The following is a 16,663-nucleotide window of genomic DNA, read 5'->3' on the forward strand; positions in this document are numbered from 1 at the left end:
TGGTGCCGGCGATCGGGGAGACCGCCGGCACGCGGGCCGGGAGGCGGCTACCGGTTAGCGGATACGCATGCCGGGCACGGCGCCGCTGTGCGGTTCGAGGATGTACAGACCCGGGTTGGCCTTTTCATCCGCGGCCGATGCAGCCAGGACCATGCCTTCGGACATGCCGAACTTCATCTTGCGCGGTGCCAGGTTGGCCACCACCACGGTCAGCTTGCCCACGAGTTGCTCGGGCGTGTAGGCCGACTGGATGCCCGAGAACACGTTGCGCGTCTTGCCTTCGCCCAGGTCCAGCGTCAACTGCAGCAGCTTGTTCGAACCTTCGACCTTGTCGCACGCCACGATCTTCGCCACGCGCAGGTCGATCTTCGCGAAGTCGTCGATCGTGATCGTGTCGGCAACCGGCTCGATGGCCGAGGCGCCTGCTGCGCCAGCTTCGGCGGCCGGCGCTGCAGCCTGCAGCGAGTCGCGGTTTGCTGCCAACAGCGCATCGATCTGTTTGACATCCACGCGCGTCATCAGGTGCTGGTACGGCTGCACCGGGCGGTCGGCCGAAAGCTGCTTGTCGATGGCGCGCCAGTCGAGCGGATCGACGTTCAGGAAACGCTCGACGCCAGCGGCCATGGTCGGCACTACCGGCTTCAGATAGATCGTCAGCAGGCGGAAGGCTTCCAGCGACACCGAGCAGGCGGCGTGCAGCGCATCGCGCTTGCTTTCGTCCTTGGCCAGTTCCCACGGCTTGTTGGTGTCGACGAACGCGTTGACCGCGTCGGTCAGTTCCATCACCAGACGCAGTGCCTTGCTGTACTCGCGGCCTTCATAGTACTGGGCCAGTTGCGGTGCGGCCTGGCGCAGTTGCTCCAGCAGCGGGTTGGCCAGCGCGGCCTCGTTCACCTTGCCGTCGAAGCGCTTGACCAGGAAGCCGGCGGCGCGGCTGGCGATGTTCACGTACTTGCCGATCAGGTCGCTGTTCACGCGGGCGACGAAGTCGTCCAGGTTCAGGTCCAGGTCTTCCATGCTCGCATTGAGCTTGGCGGCGAAGTAGTAGCGCAGCCATTCCGGGTTCATGCCGGTATCGGTATAGCTCTGCGCGGTGATGAACGTGCCACGCGACTTGCTCATCTTGGCGCCGTCGACGGTCAGGAAGCCGTGCGCGAACACGTTGGTCGGGGTGCGATAGCCCGAGAAGCGGAGCATCGCCGGCCAGAACAGCGTGTGGAAGTACAGGATGTCCTTGCCGATGAAGTGGTACTGCTCTGCCGTCGAGTGCGGGCCGACCCAGGCGTCGAAATCGATGCCGCGCTTCTCGGCGAGGTTCTTGAAGCTCGCGTAGTAGCCGATCGGGGCATCGAGCCACACGTAGAAATACTTGCCCGGCGCGCCGGGGATCTCGAAGCCGAAGTACGGGGCGTCGCGCGAGATGTCCCAATCGGACAGCGTCGAGGCTTCGCCTTCGGCACCCAGCCATTCCTGCATCTTGTTGCTGGCTTCAGGCTGGGCCAGATCGGCCACCCACTCGCGCAGGAACGTTTCGCAGCGCGGGTCGGACAGCTTGAAGAAGAAGTGCGTCGACGACTTGCGCACCGGCGTTGCCCCGGACACCACAGAGTACGGATTTTTCAGATCCGTCGGGACATAGGTTGTGCCGCAAACTTCACACGAATCGCCGTACTGGTCCTTGGCGCCGCACTTCGGGCACTCGCCCTTGATGAAGCGATCCGGCAGGAACATGTTCTTGACCGGGTCGTAGAACTGCTCGACGTCGCGCTCGGTAATCAGATCCTCGGCCTTCAGGGCCAGGTAGATCTTCTCGCAAAGCTGGCGGTTTTCTTCGGCGTCGGTGCTGTAGTAGTTGTCGAACGACACCAGGAAGTTGTCGAAGTCGCGCTTGTGTTCGGTCCAGACGCGGTCGATCAGCTGCTTCGGGGTGATGCCTTCCTTTTCGGCGCGCAGCATGACCGGGGTGCCGTGGGTGTCATCGGCGCCCACGTAATTGACCTCGTTGCCCATCATGCGCTGGAAGCGCACCCAGATGTCGGTCTGGATGTACTCCACCAGGTGGCCGATATGGATCTGGCCGTTGGCATATGGCAGGGCGGAAGTGACGAGGATGCGGCGTGCTGTCATGAAAAGAGCCGTTCAGAGGGGTTTTGCGCCAGGAGCGCCGGCGGTGACCGGCAGGAGGCACGGGGGTAAAGGCGCTATTTTAGCAATTGCCCCGCGTCGGTGCGCGGTTTGCGTGTGGATTGGGCGCGAACGGGGGGCGAACTTGGGCCGAATTGGGGCGAATATCGCCGAAAACAGCCCGGAAACCGTTAATTCACGAGGCAAATGGGCAAAAAAAAGCGCCGGTTAGTCACCGGCGCAGCTTTCCACAACGGAAAAGGAGGAGAAATCAGGTACCGCCCGGGAGGTCAGCCACCCATCGCGAGCCAGCAACGGTGGCAAGCGGTACCTGAACTCTATGACTGGTCACCCAGAAATTGGTTTCAAGAAAATTTCGACGCGACGATTTTGGGCACGGCCAGCCTCGGTCGAATTGTCCGCGACGGGCTGGGTTTGGCCCCGGCCTTCGGCGCTCAGGCGGGTCCGGGCGACGCCACGGTCACCCAGGTAGCCGGCCACGCTCTGGGCGCGGCGTTGCGAGAGCTGCATGTTGTATTGCGGGTTGCCGGTGCTGTCCGTATGGCCAACGACGTTGGCCGACACGTCCTGATGCTGCGCTAGCGTCTGGGCCACCTGGTCGAGCACGTTGCGGAACGACGGCTTGATCGTCGAGCTGTCCGTGTCGAACGTGACCTGGCTCGGGATGTTGACCTTCAGGGAGCCGTCCGGCTGCTCGGTGATCTGGGTGCCGGTGCCCGCGGTGTCCTTGTTCAGCTTGCCGCGGATGGCATTCCAGTTGTAACCGGTGGCGCCGCCGAGCGCGCCGCCCACTGCCGCGCCGACCAGCGTGCCAGTGGTGTTGCCGCCGATCAGGTTACCGATCCCCGCGCCTACCGCCGCACCGACTCCGGTGCCGACCGCCGTATTGGTCTGTTGTTCGGTGGCGCAACCCGCCAGGGCCGCAGCCGCGACGAGCGAGACGGTGACGAGCTTGAAATTCATGCTTTCTCCTTCTGGTGATTCCCGTAAATGTTTTGCCAAAGCCATCCTGCATGTTAACGCCTGGCGCGTAATGCCGCCCACTGGCAGTACAACTTTCATGATGCAATCAAAAACACTCAGGACGATCCCGCATACCGCCTGTCGGCACGCGGGATCCCGGGATTGGCGCACTACAATAGGCATATGGCGGCGCGTGCACAAGCCCGAGACTGTGAGAGATGTAATTGTCTGTAATTCCGCACTCGGCAAAGGGGTTTCCCGGCGGCGCGGGCCACAAGACCATATCGTGTGGGCGACTTTGTTAGCATTGCGTGCCTCAACCCCACATATCCATATTAGAAGCGGAGTCTGTCTTGAGTCTCACCATTGAACAGGTAACCGAAGTCCTGCGGACCGTGATCGACCCCAACACGGGCAAGGACCTCGTGTCCACGCGCTCGGCGCGTAACGTGCGGGTCGATGGCGGTGACGTTTCCGTGGAAGTGGAGCTCGGATACCCCGGCAAGAGCCAGTTCGAGCCCATCCGCAAGCTCGTGATCGGCGCCCTGCGCAATCTGCCGGGCGTAACCAACGTCAGCGTGGCGATGTCGATGAAGATCGTCACCCACGCGGTGCAGCGCGGCGTCAAGCTGCTGCCGGGCGTGCGCAATGTGATCGCCGTGGCCTCTGGCAAGGGCGGGGTGGGCAAGTCCACCACCGCCGTGAACCTGGCGCTGGCGCTGGCCGCCGAAGGCGCGCGCGTCGGCATGCTGGACGCCGATATCTACGGCCCGAGCCTGCCGATGATGCTGGGTATCGACGGCCGACCCGAATCGACCGATGGCCAGACCATGGAGCCAATGGAGGGTCATGGCCTGCAGGCCAACTCGATCGGTTTCCTGATCGAACAGGACAATCCGATGGTATGGCGCGGCCCAATGGTCACGTCGGCCCTGGAACAACTGCTGCGCCAGACCAACTGGCGCGACCTGGACTACCTGATCGTCGACATGCCCCCGGGCACCGGCGACATCCAGCTCACGTTGTCGCAGAAGGTGCCCGTCACGGGCGCCGTGATCGTGACGACACCGCAGGACATCGCCCTGCTCGACGCCCGCAAGGGCCTGAAGATGTTCGAGAAGGTCGGCATTCCGATTCTCGGCATCGTCGAGAACATGGCGGTCTACTGTTGCCCGAACTGTGGCCATGTCGAACACATCTTCGGCGAGGGCGGCGCGGAGCGGATGAGCACCGAGTATGGCGTGGACCTCCTGGGCAGCCTGCCGCTGAACCTGTCGATCCGCGAGCAGGCCGACTCCGGACGCCCGACCGTCGTGGCCGAACCGGACAGCCCGATCTCGACGATCTACCGCGAAGTGGCGCGCAAGGTGGCGATCAAGGTTGCCGACAAGACGCGCGACATGAGCAACAAGTTCCCGAGCATCGTCGTTCAGAACACCTGACCTTCACCGGAGTCCGCCGTGGACCAACCCGCTGTTCCCGAGCCGGAAGCCTTGCCCGCTGGCAGGCCGTCGGTGACGATGGCGGTGGTCATGCGCCGCGTTGCGCTGACCAACCGCTGGCAACCCTGGAAGTGGGAGCTCGATGCCGTGCTGCCGGATCTCGGCGAGTTCGGCACGGCGCCGAAGCGGCTCGACGCGGACGAGCACGGTGAGCACTGGGCGCATCCCGGCTATGCGGTCACGCTGTACCGCGACGAGGGCGAGGGCTACTACCTGAACCTGACCTCCACCGCGCCATGCTGGTTCGTGCTCTGGCGCATGGCCGAGGAGCCCGACGAGGATGGCGAGACGCGCCCGGTGCCGGTTACGGTGAGCCTGTCGTATAACGAGGCGGGGCGCTGGCTCGACGCAGGCGAGAACGTCGAGAACGTGCCGCTGGAGCCGGAGCAACGCGCGTGGCTCCAGGCGTTCACGGACCAGCACTATCGGCCCGAACCCAAGAAGCGGCGCCGGCCGGAATCTTTCAAGGCGCCCGAAGAACGTGCGCGCTATTGAGGGATTGCGATGAGCGACGGCGATAGCTCCTTCCTGTCCCGCTGGTCGCGCCGCAAGGCGGCGGTCCGCGAGGGCAAGCCCGTGCCGGAGGAACAGGTACAGGAACAGGTACAGCCGCCGGCTGTGTTGCCGTCTTCCACCGCGACATCGCCGGATGTGACAGCGGCTGTTCCAACGCCCGCCGCATCCGCTGTACCCATGCCGACGCTTGCGGACGTGGCCGTGCTACGCCCGGGCGATAACATCGCCCGCTTCGTGGCACAGGGGGTCGACGAGTCCGTCAAACGTGCGGCATTGAAGACCTTGTTCGCCGATCCGCACTTCAACGTGATGGACGGGCTGGACACTTACATCGACGACTACAGCAAGCCCGACCCGATCCCGCCCGAGATCCTGCGCAGGCTGCGGCAGTCGGAGACGCTGGGGCTTTTCGATCCGGTCGAGGAGGCCGAAGACGTCGCGGAAGTCGAAGAGGCGGGCAAGGCAGGAAAGGCCGTGGATGACGCGGCGGCGTCGCAGGCACCTCAACCCGGGCAGGGTCTGCAGGCAGCAATGGTCGAGGAGCCCACGGCCTCGTCCGAGCCGGACGAAGATCCCGCTGCGGACAAACACGCGTAGCCGCTGACCCGGCACGGGCCTAGAATAGGCCACTCCCACAAATCCGCCGACGCATGATCCTTCCGCGACGAGAAGGCGCGCATCGGCCGCTGCGCAAGTCCAAATGCCGACGCTGATCTGCAATTGCAATGACACCATGCCGCTCGACGGCGCGGCGCTGGCCAAAGCCAGTGGCGGTAACCAGGATGCGACGCAGGGCACCGCGCCGCTGAAGGTGCATCGCCTGCTGTGCCGCCGCGAGATTGGCGATTTCCGGAAGGCGCTCGATGGCACGGACGACGTGATCGTCGCGTGCACGCAGGAAAGCCCGCTGTTCACCGAAGTGGCCGCGCAAACGGCCAGTGAGCAAGGTGTGATGACCGCGCCGGTCCGCTTCGTCAACATTCGCGAGACTGGTGGATGGTCGGCCGGGGCGCGGCGCGATCCGGCCACGGCCAACGCCAAGATCGCCGCGCTGCTTGCGGTGGCGGCGTTGCCCGATCCTGATCCGGTGGCCACGGTCGATTACCGCTCCGAAGGCACGGTACTGATCATGGGACCCGCCGCTCGCGCACTGCCGTGGGCGGGTCGCCTCAGTGAGGCGGGGCTCGATGTGACCGTGCTGCTGGGCCAGGCCGACGGCGTGGTGGGTAGCGGCGCGAATCCGGCGGATCGCGCGTGGCCGGTTCACAGTGGCAGGCTCGCGTCGCTGACCGGCTGGCTGGGCACGTTCACTGCCACCTGGGAGACCGGTGCCGGCAAGAGCAATCCGATCGACCTGGATCTCTGCACGCGCTGCAACGCCTGCATTGCGGCGTGCCCCGAGCAGGCGATCGACTTCAGCTACCAGATCGACCTCGACCGTTGCCGAGATCATCGCGAATGCGTGAAAGCGTGCGGCGCGGCGGCGGCTATCGATTTCGATCGCCCGGCTGCGACCGAATCGGGCCGGTTCGACATCGTTTTCGATCTCAACGATTCACCGGCTTTCACGATGCATCAGCCGCCGCAAGGCTATCTGCATGCGGGGGGTGACGTGGCGCGCCAGTACGCGCTGGCACTAACCGCGCAGCAGTTGGTCGGCGAATTCGAGAAGCCGAAGTTCTTCCGCTACAAGGAAAGCGTCTGCGCCCACGGCCGCAACCAGACCACGGGCTGCACGGCTTGCATCGACATCTGTTCGACGCAGGCGATCAGTTCGCACTGGCGCGACGGCAAGGGCCGTATCGAGGTCACGCCGAACCTGTGCATGGGCTGCGGCGCGTGCACGACGGTTTGCCCGAGCGGTGCCATCAGCTATGGCTACCCTGGCCCGGAGACGTTTGGCGAACGCCTGCGCACGCTGGTGACCACTTACAGCCGTGCCGGCGGCCGTGATGCCGTATTGCTGATCCACGGCGCGGAGCACGGTACGTCAGCCATCCTCGCGCTGGGTCGCGCCGCGCGGGCCGGCCAGGCACGGGGCGTGCCGCCGAACGTAATTCCGGTTTCGGCATTCCATCCGGCCTCGACGGGCATCGAGTTGTGGCTGGCTGCCCTGTGCTGGGGTGCGGGCGGCGTGGCCGTGCTGCTGACTGGCGACGAAGCGCCGCAATACCGTGCGGCGCTGCTCGAGCAGATGGCCGTGGCCCGGACGATCCTGGAAGGCTTCGGCTATCGTGGCCAGCGGCTGGCGCTGGTCGAGGCGAGCGACGTTGCCGGGCTCGATGTGGGGCTGGGCGCGATTTCCACGCCGGCCGAACCGCTGAGCCCGCTGCCCGTCGCGGGATTCCGCGCCGCGCTGGCCAAGCGCGAGACCCTGGATTTCGTTGTGGATCACCTGGCGCGCAATGCTCCGGTGCCCGCCGAAACGATGGCGCTGCCTGCGGGCGCGCCGCTTGGGGCCGTGCAGGTCGACACCGCCCGCTGCACCCTGTGCATGGCCTGCGTGGGCGCGTGTCCGACGCAGGCACTGCGCGACAACGCCGAGCGGCCCGTGCTGGCCTTTGTCGAGCGCAACTGCGTGCAGTGCGGGCTGTGCGAGAAGACCTGCCCCGAGGACGCAATCACACTGGTGCCACGTTTGCTGGCGGGCGATGCCGCGCGCCGGCCCGTCACGCTCAACGAGACCCAGCCGTTCCATTGCGTCCGTTGCGGCAAGCCATTTGGCACGGCGCAGATGGTGGAATCCATGCTGGTCCGACTGGCTGGCCACCCGGCGTTTGCCGGCGCGGCGGCTGAGCGGCTGAAGATGTGCAGCGACTGCCGGGTCATCGACATGGTGGAAAAGGATAGCGGCGCCGCCACGGGCGCGACGCTGCAATAAGGCAGCGCACGGGATAGCGCGCTACAGAAGGGATAAACGGAAGGGATGCATCACGATATGAGCGATTTCCAGCCGATTCAGCTTACCGCCCAGACACCGGCGCACGGCGAGCCCGATCCCGAGGACACCGCGCGCGCCGATCTTTATGGTCTGCTGGCCACGCTGTTCTATCAGGCGCCCGATGCGACGCTGTTGCACCATATCGCGGCCAATCGCGCGTCAGGTGCAGATGCCGATACCGTGCTCGGTCGCGCGTGGAATGCGTTGTGCGACGCAGCATCGATCACGACCGCCGCGGAAGCCGCGGACGAGTACGCCCAGCTGTTCGTCGGCGTCGGCAAGCAGGAGATCTTTCTCTACGGCTCGTTCTATCAGGCCGGCTTTCTCAACGAGCGGCCATTGGTGGCATTGCGTGACGATCTGGCCCGCTACGGGCTCACGCGGCACGATAACGTCAGCGAAACCGAGGACCACGTGGCCGCGCTGTGCGAGGTGATGCGCTATCTCGTGGCAGGCGATGACCTGGCGGTGTCGAACCTCGGCGAGCAGCAACGCTTCTTCGCCCGGCATCTGCAGCCTTGGGTGGACCGGTTGTGTGACGCCCTAGAGAACCATCCGCAGGCCCGCTTCTACCGCAGTGCCGCAGGACTGTTACGCGCGTTTTGCAGCGTCGAGGCTGTCGCGCTCGAGATGCACTGAGCGGGGGCGCGGTCGGGGTTTGTCCGATATTTACCGATTTTGCGGCCGCGCGCGTGGTCATTCGGTGGTGTTGCAACTAGAATATGCAAAACACGTCATAAATAAATCATCCATCGGTACGGCATAGCCGAGGAGTCCTCATGGAAGATAAACAACCCCGGGTCGCACGTCGCACCTTTCTGGCGGGTGCCGGCGTGGTTGCCGCAGCCGGCGCCGCCGTTGTGGCCACGCGCGGACAGCCCGCGCTTGCCGAGGCCGTCGCCGCTAAGGCCGAGCCCGCCGATCCCGCGCCGGGCAGTGATGGCTACCGGGTCTCCGCACATATCCGCAAGTACTACCGGACCACGCTGGTTTAGGCATGTTGCCCCTGGCGTGCTGGCGCGCGCCCGAGTTGTCGCACACGCCAACCGCTCTGATCGAGGCAAGCCATGACCCCCCTGACCCGCAAACGTGCGAACAACGGCGCGAACGACGGCGCCAACCATCGCGCGGACCACGGCCAGACCGGCCGGCTCACCAGCCGGCTCGCTGATTCCAGTTCGCAATCCCAGTCCCAGTCCCAGTCATCCGGACGTCTGTCCGCGCGCCTTGCCGCAGGCCTGGCCGGCGCCATGCCGACCATGGACCGTCGCAGCTTCCTCAAGCGTTCGGGCATCGGCGTGGGCGCGGGGCTGGCCGCCACGCAACTGACGATGATGCGTCGCGCCGATGCCGACGACGGCAAGGGCGGCGCAGGCGGCAAGGGCGATATTGTCGTGCGCCGCACTGTCTGCGGCCATTGCTCGGTGGGTTGCGCGGTCGACGCGGTGGTGCAGAACGGCGTGTGGGTGCGGCAGGAGCCGGTGTTCGATTCGCCGATCAACCTGGGCGCGCATTGCGCCAAGGGCGCCGCGCTGCGTGAGCATGGTCACGGCGAATACCGGCTGAAGTACCCGATGAAGCTGGTCAACGGCAAGTACCAGCGCATCTCCTGGGATCAGGCGCTCGACGAGATCAGCGCGAAGCTCAAGCAGATCCGCCAGGAAACCGGACCGGATTCGTTGTTCTTCATTGGCTCGTCCAAGCACAGCAACGAGCAGTCCTACCTGCTGCGCAAGTGGGTCTCGTTCTTCGGCACCAACAATACCGACCACCAGGCGCGCATCTGCCACTCGACCACCGTGGCTGGCGTGGCGAACACCTGGGGCTACGGTGCGATGACCAATTCGTACAACGACATGCAGAACGCCAAGGCGGCGCTGTATATCGGTTCGAATGCGGCCGAGGCGCATCCGGTGTCGATGCTCCACCTGCTCCACGCCAAGGAGAGCGGCTGCAAGGTGATCGTGGTCGACCCGCGCTATACGCGCACGGCGGCCAAGTCCGATCACTACGTCCGTATCCGCTCGGGCACCGATATCGCGTTCCTGTTCGGCGTGCTGTACCACATCTTCCAGAACGGCTGGGAAGACAAGAAGTACCTGGCCGACCGCGTCTACGGCATGGACAAGGTCAAGGAGGAAGTGCTGGCCAAGTGGACGCCGGACAAGGTCGAGGAAGTCTGCGGCGTGCCCGAGGCCGAAGTCCGGTACGTGGCCGAGACGATGGCGAAGAACCGTCCGTCCACGCTGGTCTGGTGCATGGGCCAGACGCAGCACACGATCGGCAACGCCATCGTGCGTGCGTCGTGTATCGTGCAACTGGCGCTCGGCAACATCGGTGTGTCGGGCGGCGGCGCCAACATCTTCCGTGGCCACGACAACGTGCAGGGCGCCACCGACGTGGGGCCGAACCCGGATTCGCTGCCGGGCTACTACGGCCTGGCTGCCGGCGCGTGGAAGCACTTCGCGACGGTCTGGGGCGTGGACTACGAATGGATCAAGAAACAGTTCGCCTCGCAGGCGATGATGGAGAAGTCCGGCACCACGGTGTCGCGCTGGATCGACATCGTCACCGAGAAGCCGGAACTGATCGACCAGGACCACAACGTACGTGGCGTGTTCTTCTGGGGCCATGCGCCGAACTCGCAGACGCGCGGCCTGGAGATGAAGCGCGCGCTCGACAAGCTCGACCTGCTGGTCGTGATCGACCCGTATCCGTCGGCCACGGCCGCCATGGCCAACATGCCGGCGACCGAAGGCGATACCCCCAACCCGAACCGTGCGGTGTACCTGCTGCCGGCCTGCACCCAGTTCGAGACCTCGGGTTCGTGCACGGCGTCGAACCGTTCGCTGCAATGGCGTGAGAAGGTGATCGAGCCGCTGTTCGAGTCGATGCCCGACCACGCGATCATGCAGGCGTTCGCAGAGAAGCTGGGCTTTGCCAACGAACTGTCGAAGAACTACAAGCTGGTCGAGGTCAAGCGCGCCGGGCGCACGTGGCGGGAGCCCGAGACCGAATCGATCCTGCGCGAGATCAACGCCGGCAACTGGACCATCGGCTACACGGGCCAGTCACCCGAGCGGCTGAAGGCCCACATGCGCAACATGCACATGTTCGATGTGCGCTCGTTGCGCTGCAAGGGTGGCAAGGACCCGGTCACCGGCTATGACATCACCGGTGATTACTTCGGCCTGCCATGGCCGTGCTACGGCACGCCGGAGCTGAAGCACCCGGGCTCGCCCAACCTCTACGACACCAGCAGGAACGTGATGGACGGCGGCGGCAATTTCCGCGCCAACTTCGGTGTGGAGCGTGATGGCGTGAGCCTGCTGGCGGCCGACGGATCGCACTCGCTGGGCGCGGACATCACTACCGGGTATCCGGAATTCGACGCGGTGCTGCTCAAGAAGCTCGGGTGGTGGGACGAACTGACCGACGCCGAAAAGAAGGCGGCCGATGGCAAGAACTGGAAGACCGACCTGTCGGGCGGCATCCAGCGCGTGGTGATGAAGAACCACGGCTGCCACCCGTTCGGCAACGCCCGCGCGCGGGCCGTGGTCTGGAACTTCCCGGACCCGATCCCGCAACACCGCGAGCCGCTGTACTCGACGCGCCCGGACATGGTCGCCAAGTACCCGACCCACGACGACAAGATGGCCTTCTGGCGCCTGCCCACGCTCTACAAGACCGTGCAGCAGCGCAACATCGAGAACAAGGTCTACGAGAAATTCCCGATCATCCTGACCTCCGGCCGTCTGGTCGAGTACGAGGGCGGTGGCGAGGAAACGCGCTCGAACCCGTGGCTGGCCGAATTGCAGCAGGAGAACTTCGTCGAGATCAACCCGAAGGCGGCATCCGAACGCGGCATCCGCAACGGTGACTACTGCTGGGTCAAGACGCCGACCGGCGCCAGGATCAAGGTGCGCGCGCTGGTGACCGAGCGCGTGGGCGTGGATACGGCGTTCATCCCGTTCCATTTCTCTGGCTGGTGGCAGGGCAAGGATCTCAAGCCCTACTACCCGGAGGGCGCCATGCCGATCGTGCGCGGGGAGGCGGTGAACACCGCCACCACCTACGGCTATGACTCGGTGACGATGATGCAGGAAACCAAGACCACCGTTTGCCAGATCGAGCGGTTCGCATAAGGACGGAGACGCAAATGGCCCGCATGAAATTCATCTGTGATGCCGAGCGTTGCATCGAGTGCAATAGCTGCGTCACCGCCTGCAAGAACGAGCACGAGGTGCCCTGGGGTGTGAACCGGCGCCGCGTGGTGACGGTCAACGACGGCGTGGTCGGCGCGGAAAAGTCGATCTCGGTGGCGTGCATGCATTGCTCCGATGCGCCGTGCATGGCGGTCTGTCCGGTCGATTGCTTCTATCGCACCGAGGACGGCGTGGTGCTGCACGACAAGGATGTTTGCATCGGCTGCGGCTACTGCTCGTACGCCTGCCCATTCGGCGCGCCGCAGTTCCCTAGCGAAGGTACCTTCGGCGTGCGCGGCAAGATGGACAAGTGCACGTTCTGCAACGGCGGCCCGGAAGCCAACGGCAGCGAGGCAGAGTTCGAGAAGTACGGTCGCAACCGCCTGGCCGAAGGCAAGCTGCCGCTGTGCGCGGAAATGTGTTCGACCAAGGCGCTGCTCGGCGGCGATGGCGACGTGATTGCCGACATCCTGCGCAATCGCGTGATCAAGCGCGGCAAGGGCGGCGACGTCTTCGGCTGGGGCACCGCCTATGGCGGCGTCAAGGCGCAGCCGGCAGCGGGCACGCCGCCCGCGGCGCCGGGTGCCGCACCCACGGCGCCTGCCGCGCCAGCCAGCGAGGGGAGCGCATCATGAACCGCGCGCTACTGATTGCCCTGAGCCTTGCGGGCCTGCTGATCGCCGGCTGCGGCGAGAAGGCGCAGACATCGACCGCTTCGTTCAAGAAATCGGATACGCCGGCCTGGCAGGGCGCCCCCGGCGATCCGTTCGTCGCCAAGGGATGGACGCCGGGTGACAGGGATAGCTGGGTGCGCCAGATCCATGAGCGCAACCAGTACCAGAACGAGTACAACAAGACGCCGTGAGCGCCGGCAAGGAGGGCTTATGACGCGGCTTTCACGTACAGGACGGTGGCTAGCCGGCGCGCTGATGACGCTGGCGATGGCCGGCGCGTTCGCGCAGGCGCCAGCTTCGGCACCGCAGGCGCAACAGTCCGCCACGCAGTCCGCCACACAGTCCGATAACGCAAACAACCCGGCCACGCACCCCGCGCAGCCGTTCGCGGGCATTGCGAGCGAGAACATCTTCAATGTGCCGCGCCGCGACATGGCCGCCGAGGCGCGTGCGCAGCAGGAGCGTTCGCAGACGCAGCCGGGCAACAATGCGCCGGTCTGGCGCGAGGCGAACTCCGACCAGCCGAACTACAGCAGCCTGCCGGCCAAGGAAGCTGGTGTGCTGATCCAGCGCACGGGTCAGAAGTGGCGTCTGTTCCGCAATGGCGTGATCACGGTGTGGGGTGGCTGGCTGGTGTTGATCGTGCCGCTGGCGATCCTGGCGTTCTTCGCCTGGCGGGGCACGATTCCGCTCAAGACACCGCGCACGGGCCGCATGATCGAACGCTTCACGCCGCTGGAACGCATCGTGCACTGGACCATGGCGATCTCGTTCTCGATCCTGGCGATCTCGGGCCTCGTGATCCTGTTTGGCAAGCACGTCCTGCTGCCGATCTTCGGCCATACGCTGTTCGGATGGCTCACGTACATCCTCAAGAACCTGCATAACCTGAGCGGGCCGGTGTTCACGGTTGCGATCGTCGTTGCCTTCGTGCTCTTCGTGCGCGACAACCTGCCCAGCCGCGACGACCTGACGTGGATCGCGCGGGCAGGGGGGCTCCTCACGGGCAGCCACGTGCCGAGTCACCGTTTCAACGCCGGCGAAAAGCTCTGGTTCTGGATCGGACTGGTCTTTTTTGGGCTGATCCTGTCTGCGTCGGGGTGGGTGCTCGACATGATCGTGCCGGGCCTGGAGTACTACCGCGCCACGATGCAGATCGCCAACGTCATCCACGCGATCGCCGCGGTGCTGATGATTGCGCTGGCCTGCGGCCATATCTACATGGGCACGATCGGCATGGAGGGCGCCTACCGCGCCATGCGTGATGGCTACGTGGACGAGGCCTGGGCCCAGGAGCACCACGAGCACTGGTACGACGATATCAAGGCCGGCAAGATCCCCGCGCAGCGTTCCACACCGCCGGAGGACGCGGGCCGTAGCCGCCAGCGTCCGGGGCAGGCTTGATCATGTGCATTGGCACGGCGTTGCAGTTTGCGGCAGTCGTATGTGCAGGTCAGGCGTACAATCGCCCGGGCTTTTAACCGCAAGAGGAGGGCTCGGCATGAAACGTGTACTTTTCGGTTTGACGATGGGCGCTGCCGCACTGGCTGTGGCGGGTTGCTCGAGCTGGGGCTGGGGTTCGTCCAGCAGCAGTAGCAGCAGTGGCACGGCGGCAACCAGCGCGTCCACGAAGGCCGCCGCAGCGCTGAGCCCCAAGAGCGGCACGAATACCGCGGGACGCGTCACGTTCGACCAGCAGGCGGGCGGTGGCGTGATGGTGGTGGTATCGGTGACCGGCCTGCCGCCAGGCACGACACATGGCTTCCATATCCACGAGAAGGGTGACTGCTCCGCGCCCGACGCGATGAGCGCGGGTGGGCACTTCAACCCGGCAGGCAAGCCGCATGGCCAGATGACGATGCCCGATCATCATGCCGGCGACATGAACAACCTCGTCGCGGACTCCAGCGGCAACGCGCGCGTGCAGTTCATCATGCCGGACGTGACCGTGGCACCCGGCCCGAACAGCGTGGTTGGCCGCGCCGTCGTTGTCCACAAGGATGCCGACGACTATCGCACCCAGCCCACCGGCAACTCGGGCGGCCGCATCGCCTGCGGTGTGATCGCCGCCTCCTGATCCCTCCAGATAGCATCCGCTGTAGCTGGCCCGACCTTCGGAAGGGCCAGCCCGCCTCCCACATGTCACTGCGCCCCGAACTGACCCATGCCAGCGTACCCCTGATCGAAGAGGTGGCTGTCCTCGACGAGCAAGGCAGGGAACGTCCGGCCTGGCTGCCAGGCGAGCGCCCGCTGACGGTCTATCTGGACAAACGCGAACTGGTCACGCTGATGACGCTGGGCGGCGCGCCGGAGCATCTCGTCCTGGGTTATCTGCGCAATCAGCGACTGGTGGAGTCGATCGAGCAGATTGCTTCGGTCCAGGTGGACTGGGAAACCGAGTCGGTGGCCGTGACCACCCGTTCGGGGGTCGATCGCATCGAGGAGCGCACCGCGCGCCGCGTGGTGACCACGGGCTGTGGGCAGGGCACGGTGTTCGGTTCGCTGATGGACGAGGTCGACACCATCGTGCTGCCCCCGGACGCCCGACTCGACCAGGAAACGCTGTACGCGATCGTCGATACCATCCGGCTTCAGCAATCGGTCTACAAGCAGGCCGGCTCGGTACACGGCTGCGCCTTGTTCCGGGGCAGCGAGTTGCTGACCTTCGTCGAGGACGTGGGCCGCCACAACGCCGTGGATGCCATCGCCGGGTGGATGTGGCTCGAGGACATGAGCGGCGCCGACAAGATTTTCTACACCACGGGCCGACTGACGTCGGAAATGGTCATCAAGGGCGCCCAGATGGGCATTCCGTTCCTGTTATCGCGTTCGGGTGTGACGCAAATGGGTTACCAGATGGCCAAGCGTGTCGGAATGACGCTATTCGCGCGCTGCACCGGCAAGCATTTCCTGCTCTACACGGGGCGGGAGAGGTTCCGCCACACACCGGCCGAAGCGCTGGTGCCGGCGGTCTAGGAATTCCGCTGCGCGGCACCAGATCGCAACAGAAGCCGGAACAAGAGCGCCAGAAGCGATTGGTTGTACAATGCGCCCCAATCCAGCGGCAGCCCGCCGCCCGACTTTTCCGCCCACGCCTTTATGAGCATCAAATCCGACAAGTGGATCCGCCGCATGGCGGAGCAGCACGGCATGATCGAACCGTTCGAGCCCGGCCAGGTACGGGAGTCGGAGGGCCGCAAGATCGTGTCCTACGGCACGTCGAGCTACGGCTACGACATCCGCTGCGCCGACGAATTCAAGATCTTCACGAACATCAACAGCACGATCGTCGATCCGAAGAACTTCGACGAGAAGTCGTTCGTGGACTTCAAGGGCGATGTCTGCATCATCCCGCCGAACTCGTTCGCGCTGGCCCGCACGATGGAATACTTCCGGATTCCGCGCAGCGTGCTGACGATCTGCCTGGGCAAGAGCACCTACGCTCGCTGCGGCATCATCGTCAACGTGACGCCGTTCGAACCCGAGTGGGAAGGCTATGTGACGCTTGAGTTCTCCAACACCACGCCGCTGCCCGCCAAGATCTATGCCGGCGAAGGCTGCGCGCAGGTGCTGTTCTTCGAGAGCGACGAGATCTGCGAGACCTCGTATGCCGACCGTGGCGGCAAGTACCAGGGCCAGCAGGGTGTCACACTGCCGAAGACCTGATCGCATTACAATGCCGGCGTCCGTCGCCGGGGGCGCCGCCGGCCATGAACC

Annotated in this window: 15 protein-coding genes; 13 read left to right on the forward strand and 2 right to left on the reverse strand. The window is 65.0% G+C overall.

Annotated elements, in window-relative coordinates; translation table 11 throughout:
• Nucleotides 1-54: 54 nt before the first annotated feature.
• Complete coding sequence (gene metG, locus B2246_RS25355) at nt 55-2,127, reverse strand: methionine--tRNA ligase (protein WP_035884727.1); 2,073 nt, start codon at nt 2,125-2,127, stop codon at nt 55-57.
• Nucleotides 2,128-2,472: 345 nt separating this feature from the next.
• On the reverse strand, nt 2,473-3,108 hold the full coding sequence (locus tag B2246_RS25360; protein ID WP_008651772.1) for an OmpA family protein: 636 nt from the start codon (nt 3,106-3,108) through the stop codon (nt 2,473-2,475).
• Between the two features lie 353 nt (nt 3,109-3,461).
• Here B2246_RS25360 and apbC point away from each other — a divergent pair, with 353 nt between their 5' ends.
• The 13 genes from apbC to dcd all read left to right on the forward strand — a co-directional run bounded on the left by apbC (nt 3,462) and on the right by dcd (nt 16,612).
• Entirely contained in the window at nt 3,462-4,550 is a 1,089-nt protein-coding gene (apbC, locus tag B2246_RS25365) for an iron-sulfur cluster carrier protein ApbC (RefSeq protein WP_035884728.1), read from the forward strand.
• An 18-nt stretch (nt 4,551-4,568) separates the two neighbouring features.
• Complete coding sequence (locus tag B2246_RS25370; protein ID WP_011517337.1) at nt 4,569-5,105, forward strand: DUF3305 domain-containing protein; 537 nt, start codon at nt 4,569-4,571, stop codon at nt 5,103-5,105.
• Between the two features lie 9 nt (nt 5,106-5,114).
• Nucleotides 5,115-5,723, forward strand: coding sequence for a DUF3306 domain-containing protein (locus tag B2246_RS25375; protein ID WP_011517336.1), 609 nt, complete (start codon nt 5,115-5,117; stop codon nt 5,721-5,723).
• Between the two features lie 103 nt (nt 5,724-5,826).
• The gene (locus B2246_RS25380) at nt 5,827-8,007 is read left to right on the forward strand and encodes a 4Fe-4S dicluster domain-containing protein (protein WP_011517335.1); all 2,181 of its coding nucleotides are present in this window, start codon (nt 5,827-5,829) and stop codon (nt 8,005-8,007) included.
• Between the two features lie 57 nt (nt 8,008-8,064).
• The gene (locus B2246_RS25385; protein ID WP_200876321.1) at nt 8,065-8,706 is read left to right on the forward strand and encodes a TorD/DmsD family molecular chaperone; all 642 of its coding nucleotides are present in this window, start codon (nt 8,065-8,067) and stop codon (nt 8,704-8,706) included.
• A 140-nt stretch (nt 8,707-8,846) separates the two neighbouring features.
• Nucleotides 8,847-9,062: a hypothetical protein gene (locus tag B2246_RS25390; RefSeq protein ID WP_008651781.1), complete on the forward strand. Its 216-nt coding sequence runs from the start codon at nt 8,847-8,849 to the stop codon at nt 9,060-9,062.
• A gap of 72 nt (nt 9,063-9,134) precedes the next feature.
• A complete protein-coding gene (locus B2246_RS25395; RefSeq protein ID WP_035884730.1) occupies nt 9,135-12,212 on the forward strand; it encodes a molybdopterin-dependent oxidoreductase in 3,078 nt (1,025 codons plus the stop codon).
• Between the two features lie 14 nt (nt 12,213-12,226).
• Nucleotides 12,227-12,907, forward strand: coding sequence for a formate dehydrogenase FDH3 subunit beta (gene fdh3B, locus B2246_RS25400; protein ID WP_011517332.1), 681 nt, complete (start codon nt 12,227-12,229; stop codon nt 12,905-12,907).
• The gene (locus B2246_RS25405) at nt 12,904-13,137 is read left to right on the forward strand and encodes a hypothetical protein (protein ID WP_011517331.1); all 234 of its coding nucleotides are present in this window, start codon (nt 12,904-12,906) and stop codon (nt 13,135-13,137) included. Before fdh3B ends, B2246_RS25405 begins: the two co-directional genes overlap by 4 nt.
• Before the next feature lie 19 nt (nt 13,138-13,156).
• A complete protein-coding gene (locus B2246_RS25410; protein ID WP_029307238.1) occupies nt 13,157-14,350 on the forward strand; it encodes a formate dehydrogenase subunit gamma in 1,194 nt (397 codons plus the stop codon).
• A gap of 97 nt (nt 14,351-14,447) precedes the next feature.
• Nucleotides 14,448-15,023 (forward strand): superoxide dismutase family protein, encoded by a 576-nt coding sequence (locus B2246_RS25415; protein ID WP_011517328.1) that lies wholly within the window; start codon nt 14,448-14,450, stop codon nt 15,021-15,023.
• A 62-nt stretch (nt 15,024-15,085) separates the two neighbouring features.
• Complete coding sequence (locus B2246_RS25420) at nt 15,086-15,922, forward strand: formate dehydrogenase accessory sulfurtransferase FdhD (RefSeq protein ID WP_035884731.1); 837 nt, start codon at nt 15,086-15,088, stop codon at nt 15,920-15,922.
• Between the two features lie 123 nt (nt 15,923-16,045).
• Nucleotides 16,046-16,612, forward strand: coding sequence for a dCTP deaminase (dcd, locus tag B2246_RS25425; protein ID WP_035884732.1), 567 nt, complete (start codon nt 16,046-16,048; stop codon nt 16,610-16,612).
• Nucleotides 16,613-16,663: the final 51 nt, after the last annotated feature.

This window comes from Cupriavidus sp. UBA2010, from assembly GCF_002335265.1.
In the GTDB taxonomy this organism is placed as follows: domain Bacteria; phylum Pseudomonadota; class Gammaproteobacteria; order Burkholderiales; family Burkholderiaceae; genus Cupriavidus; species Cupriavidus metallidurans.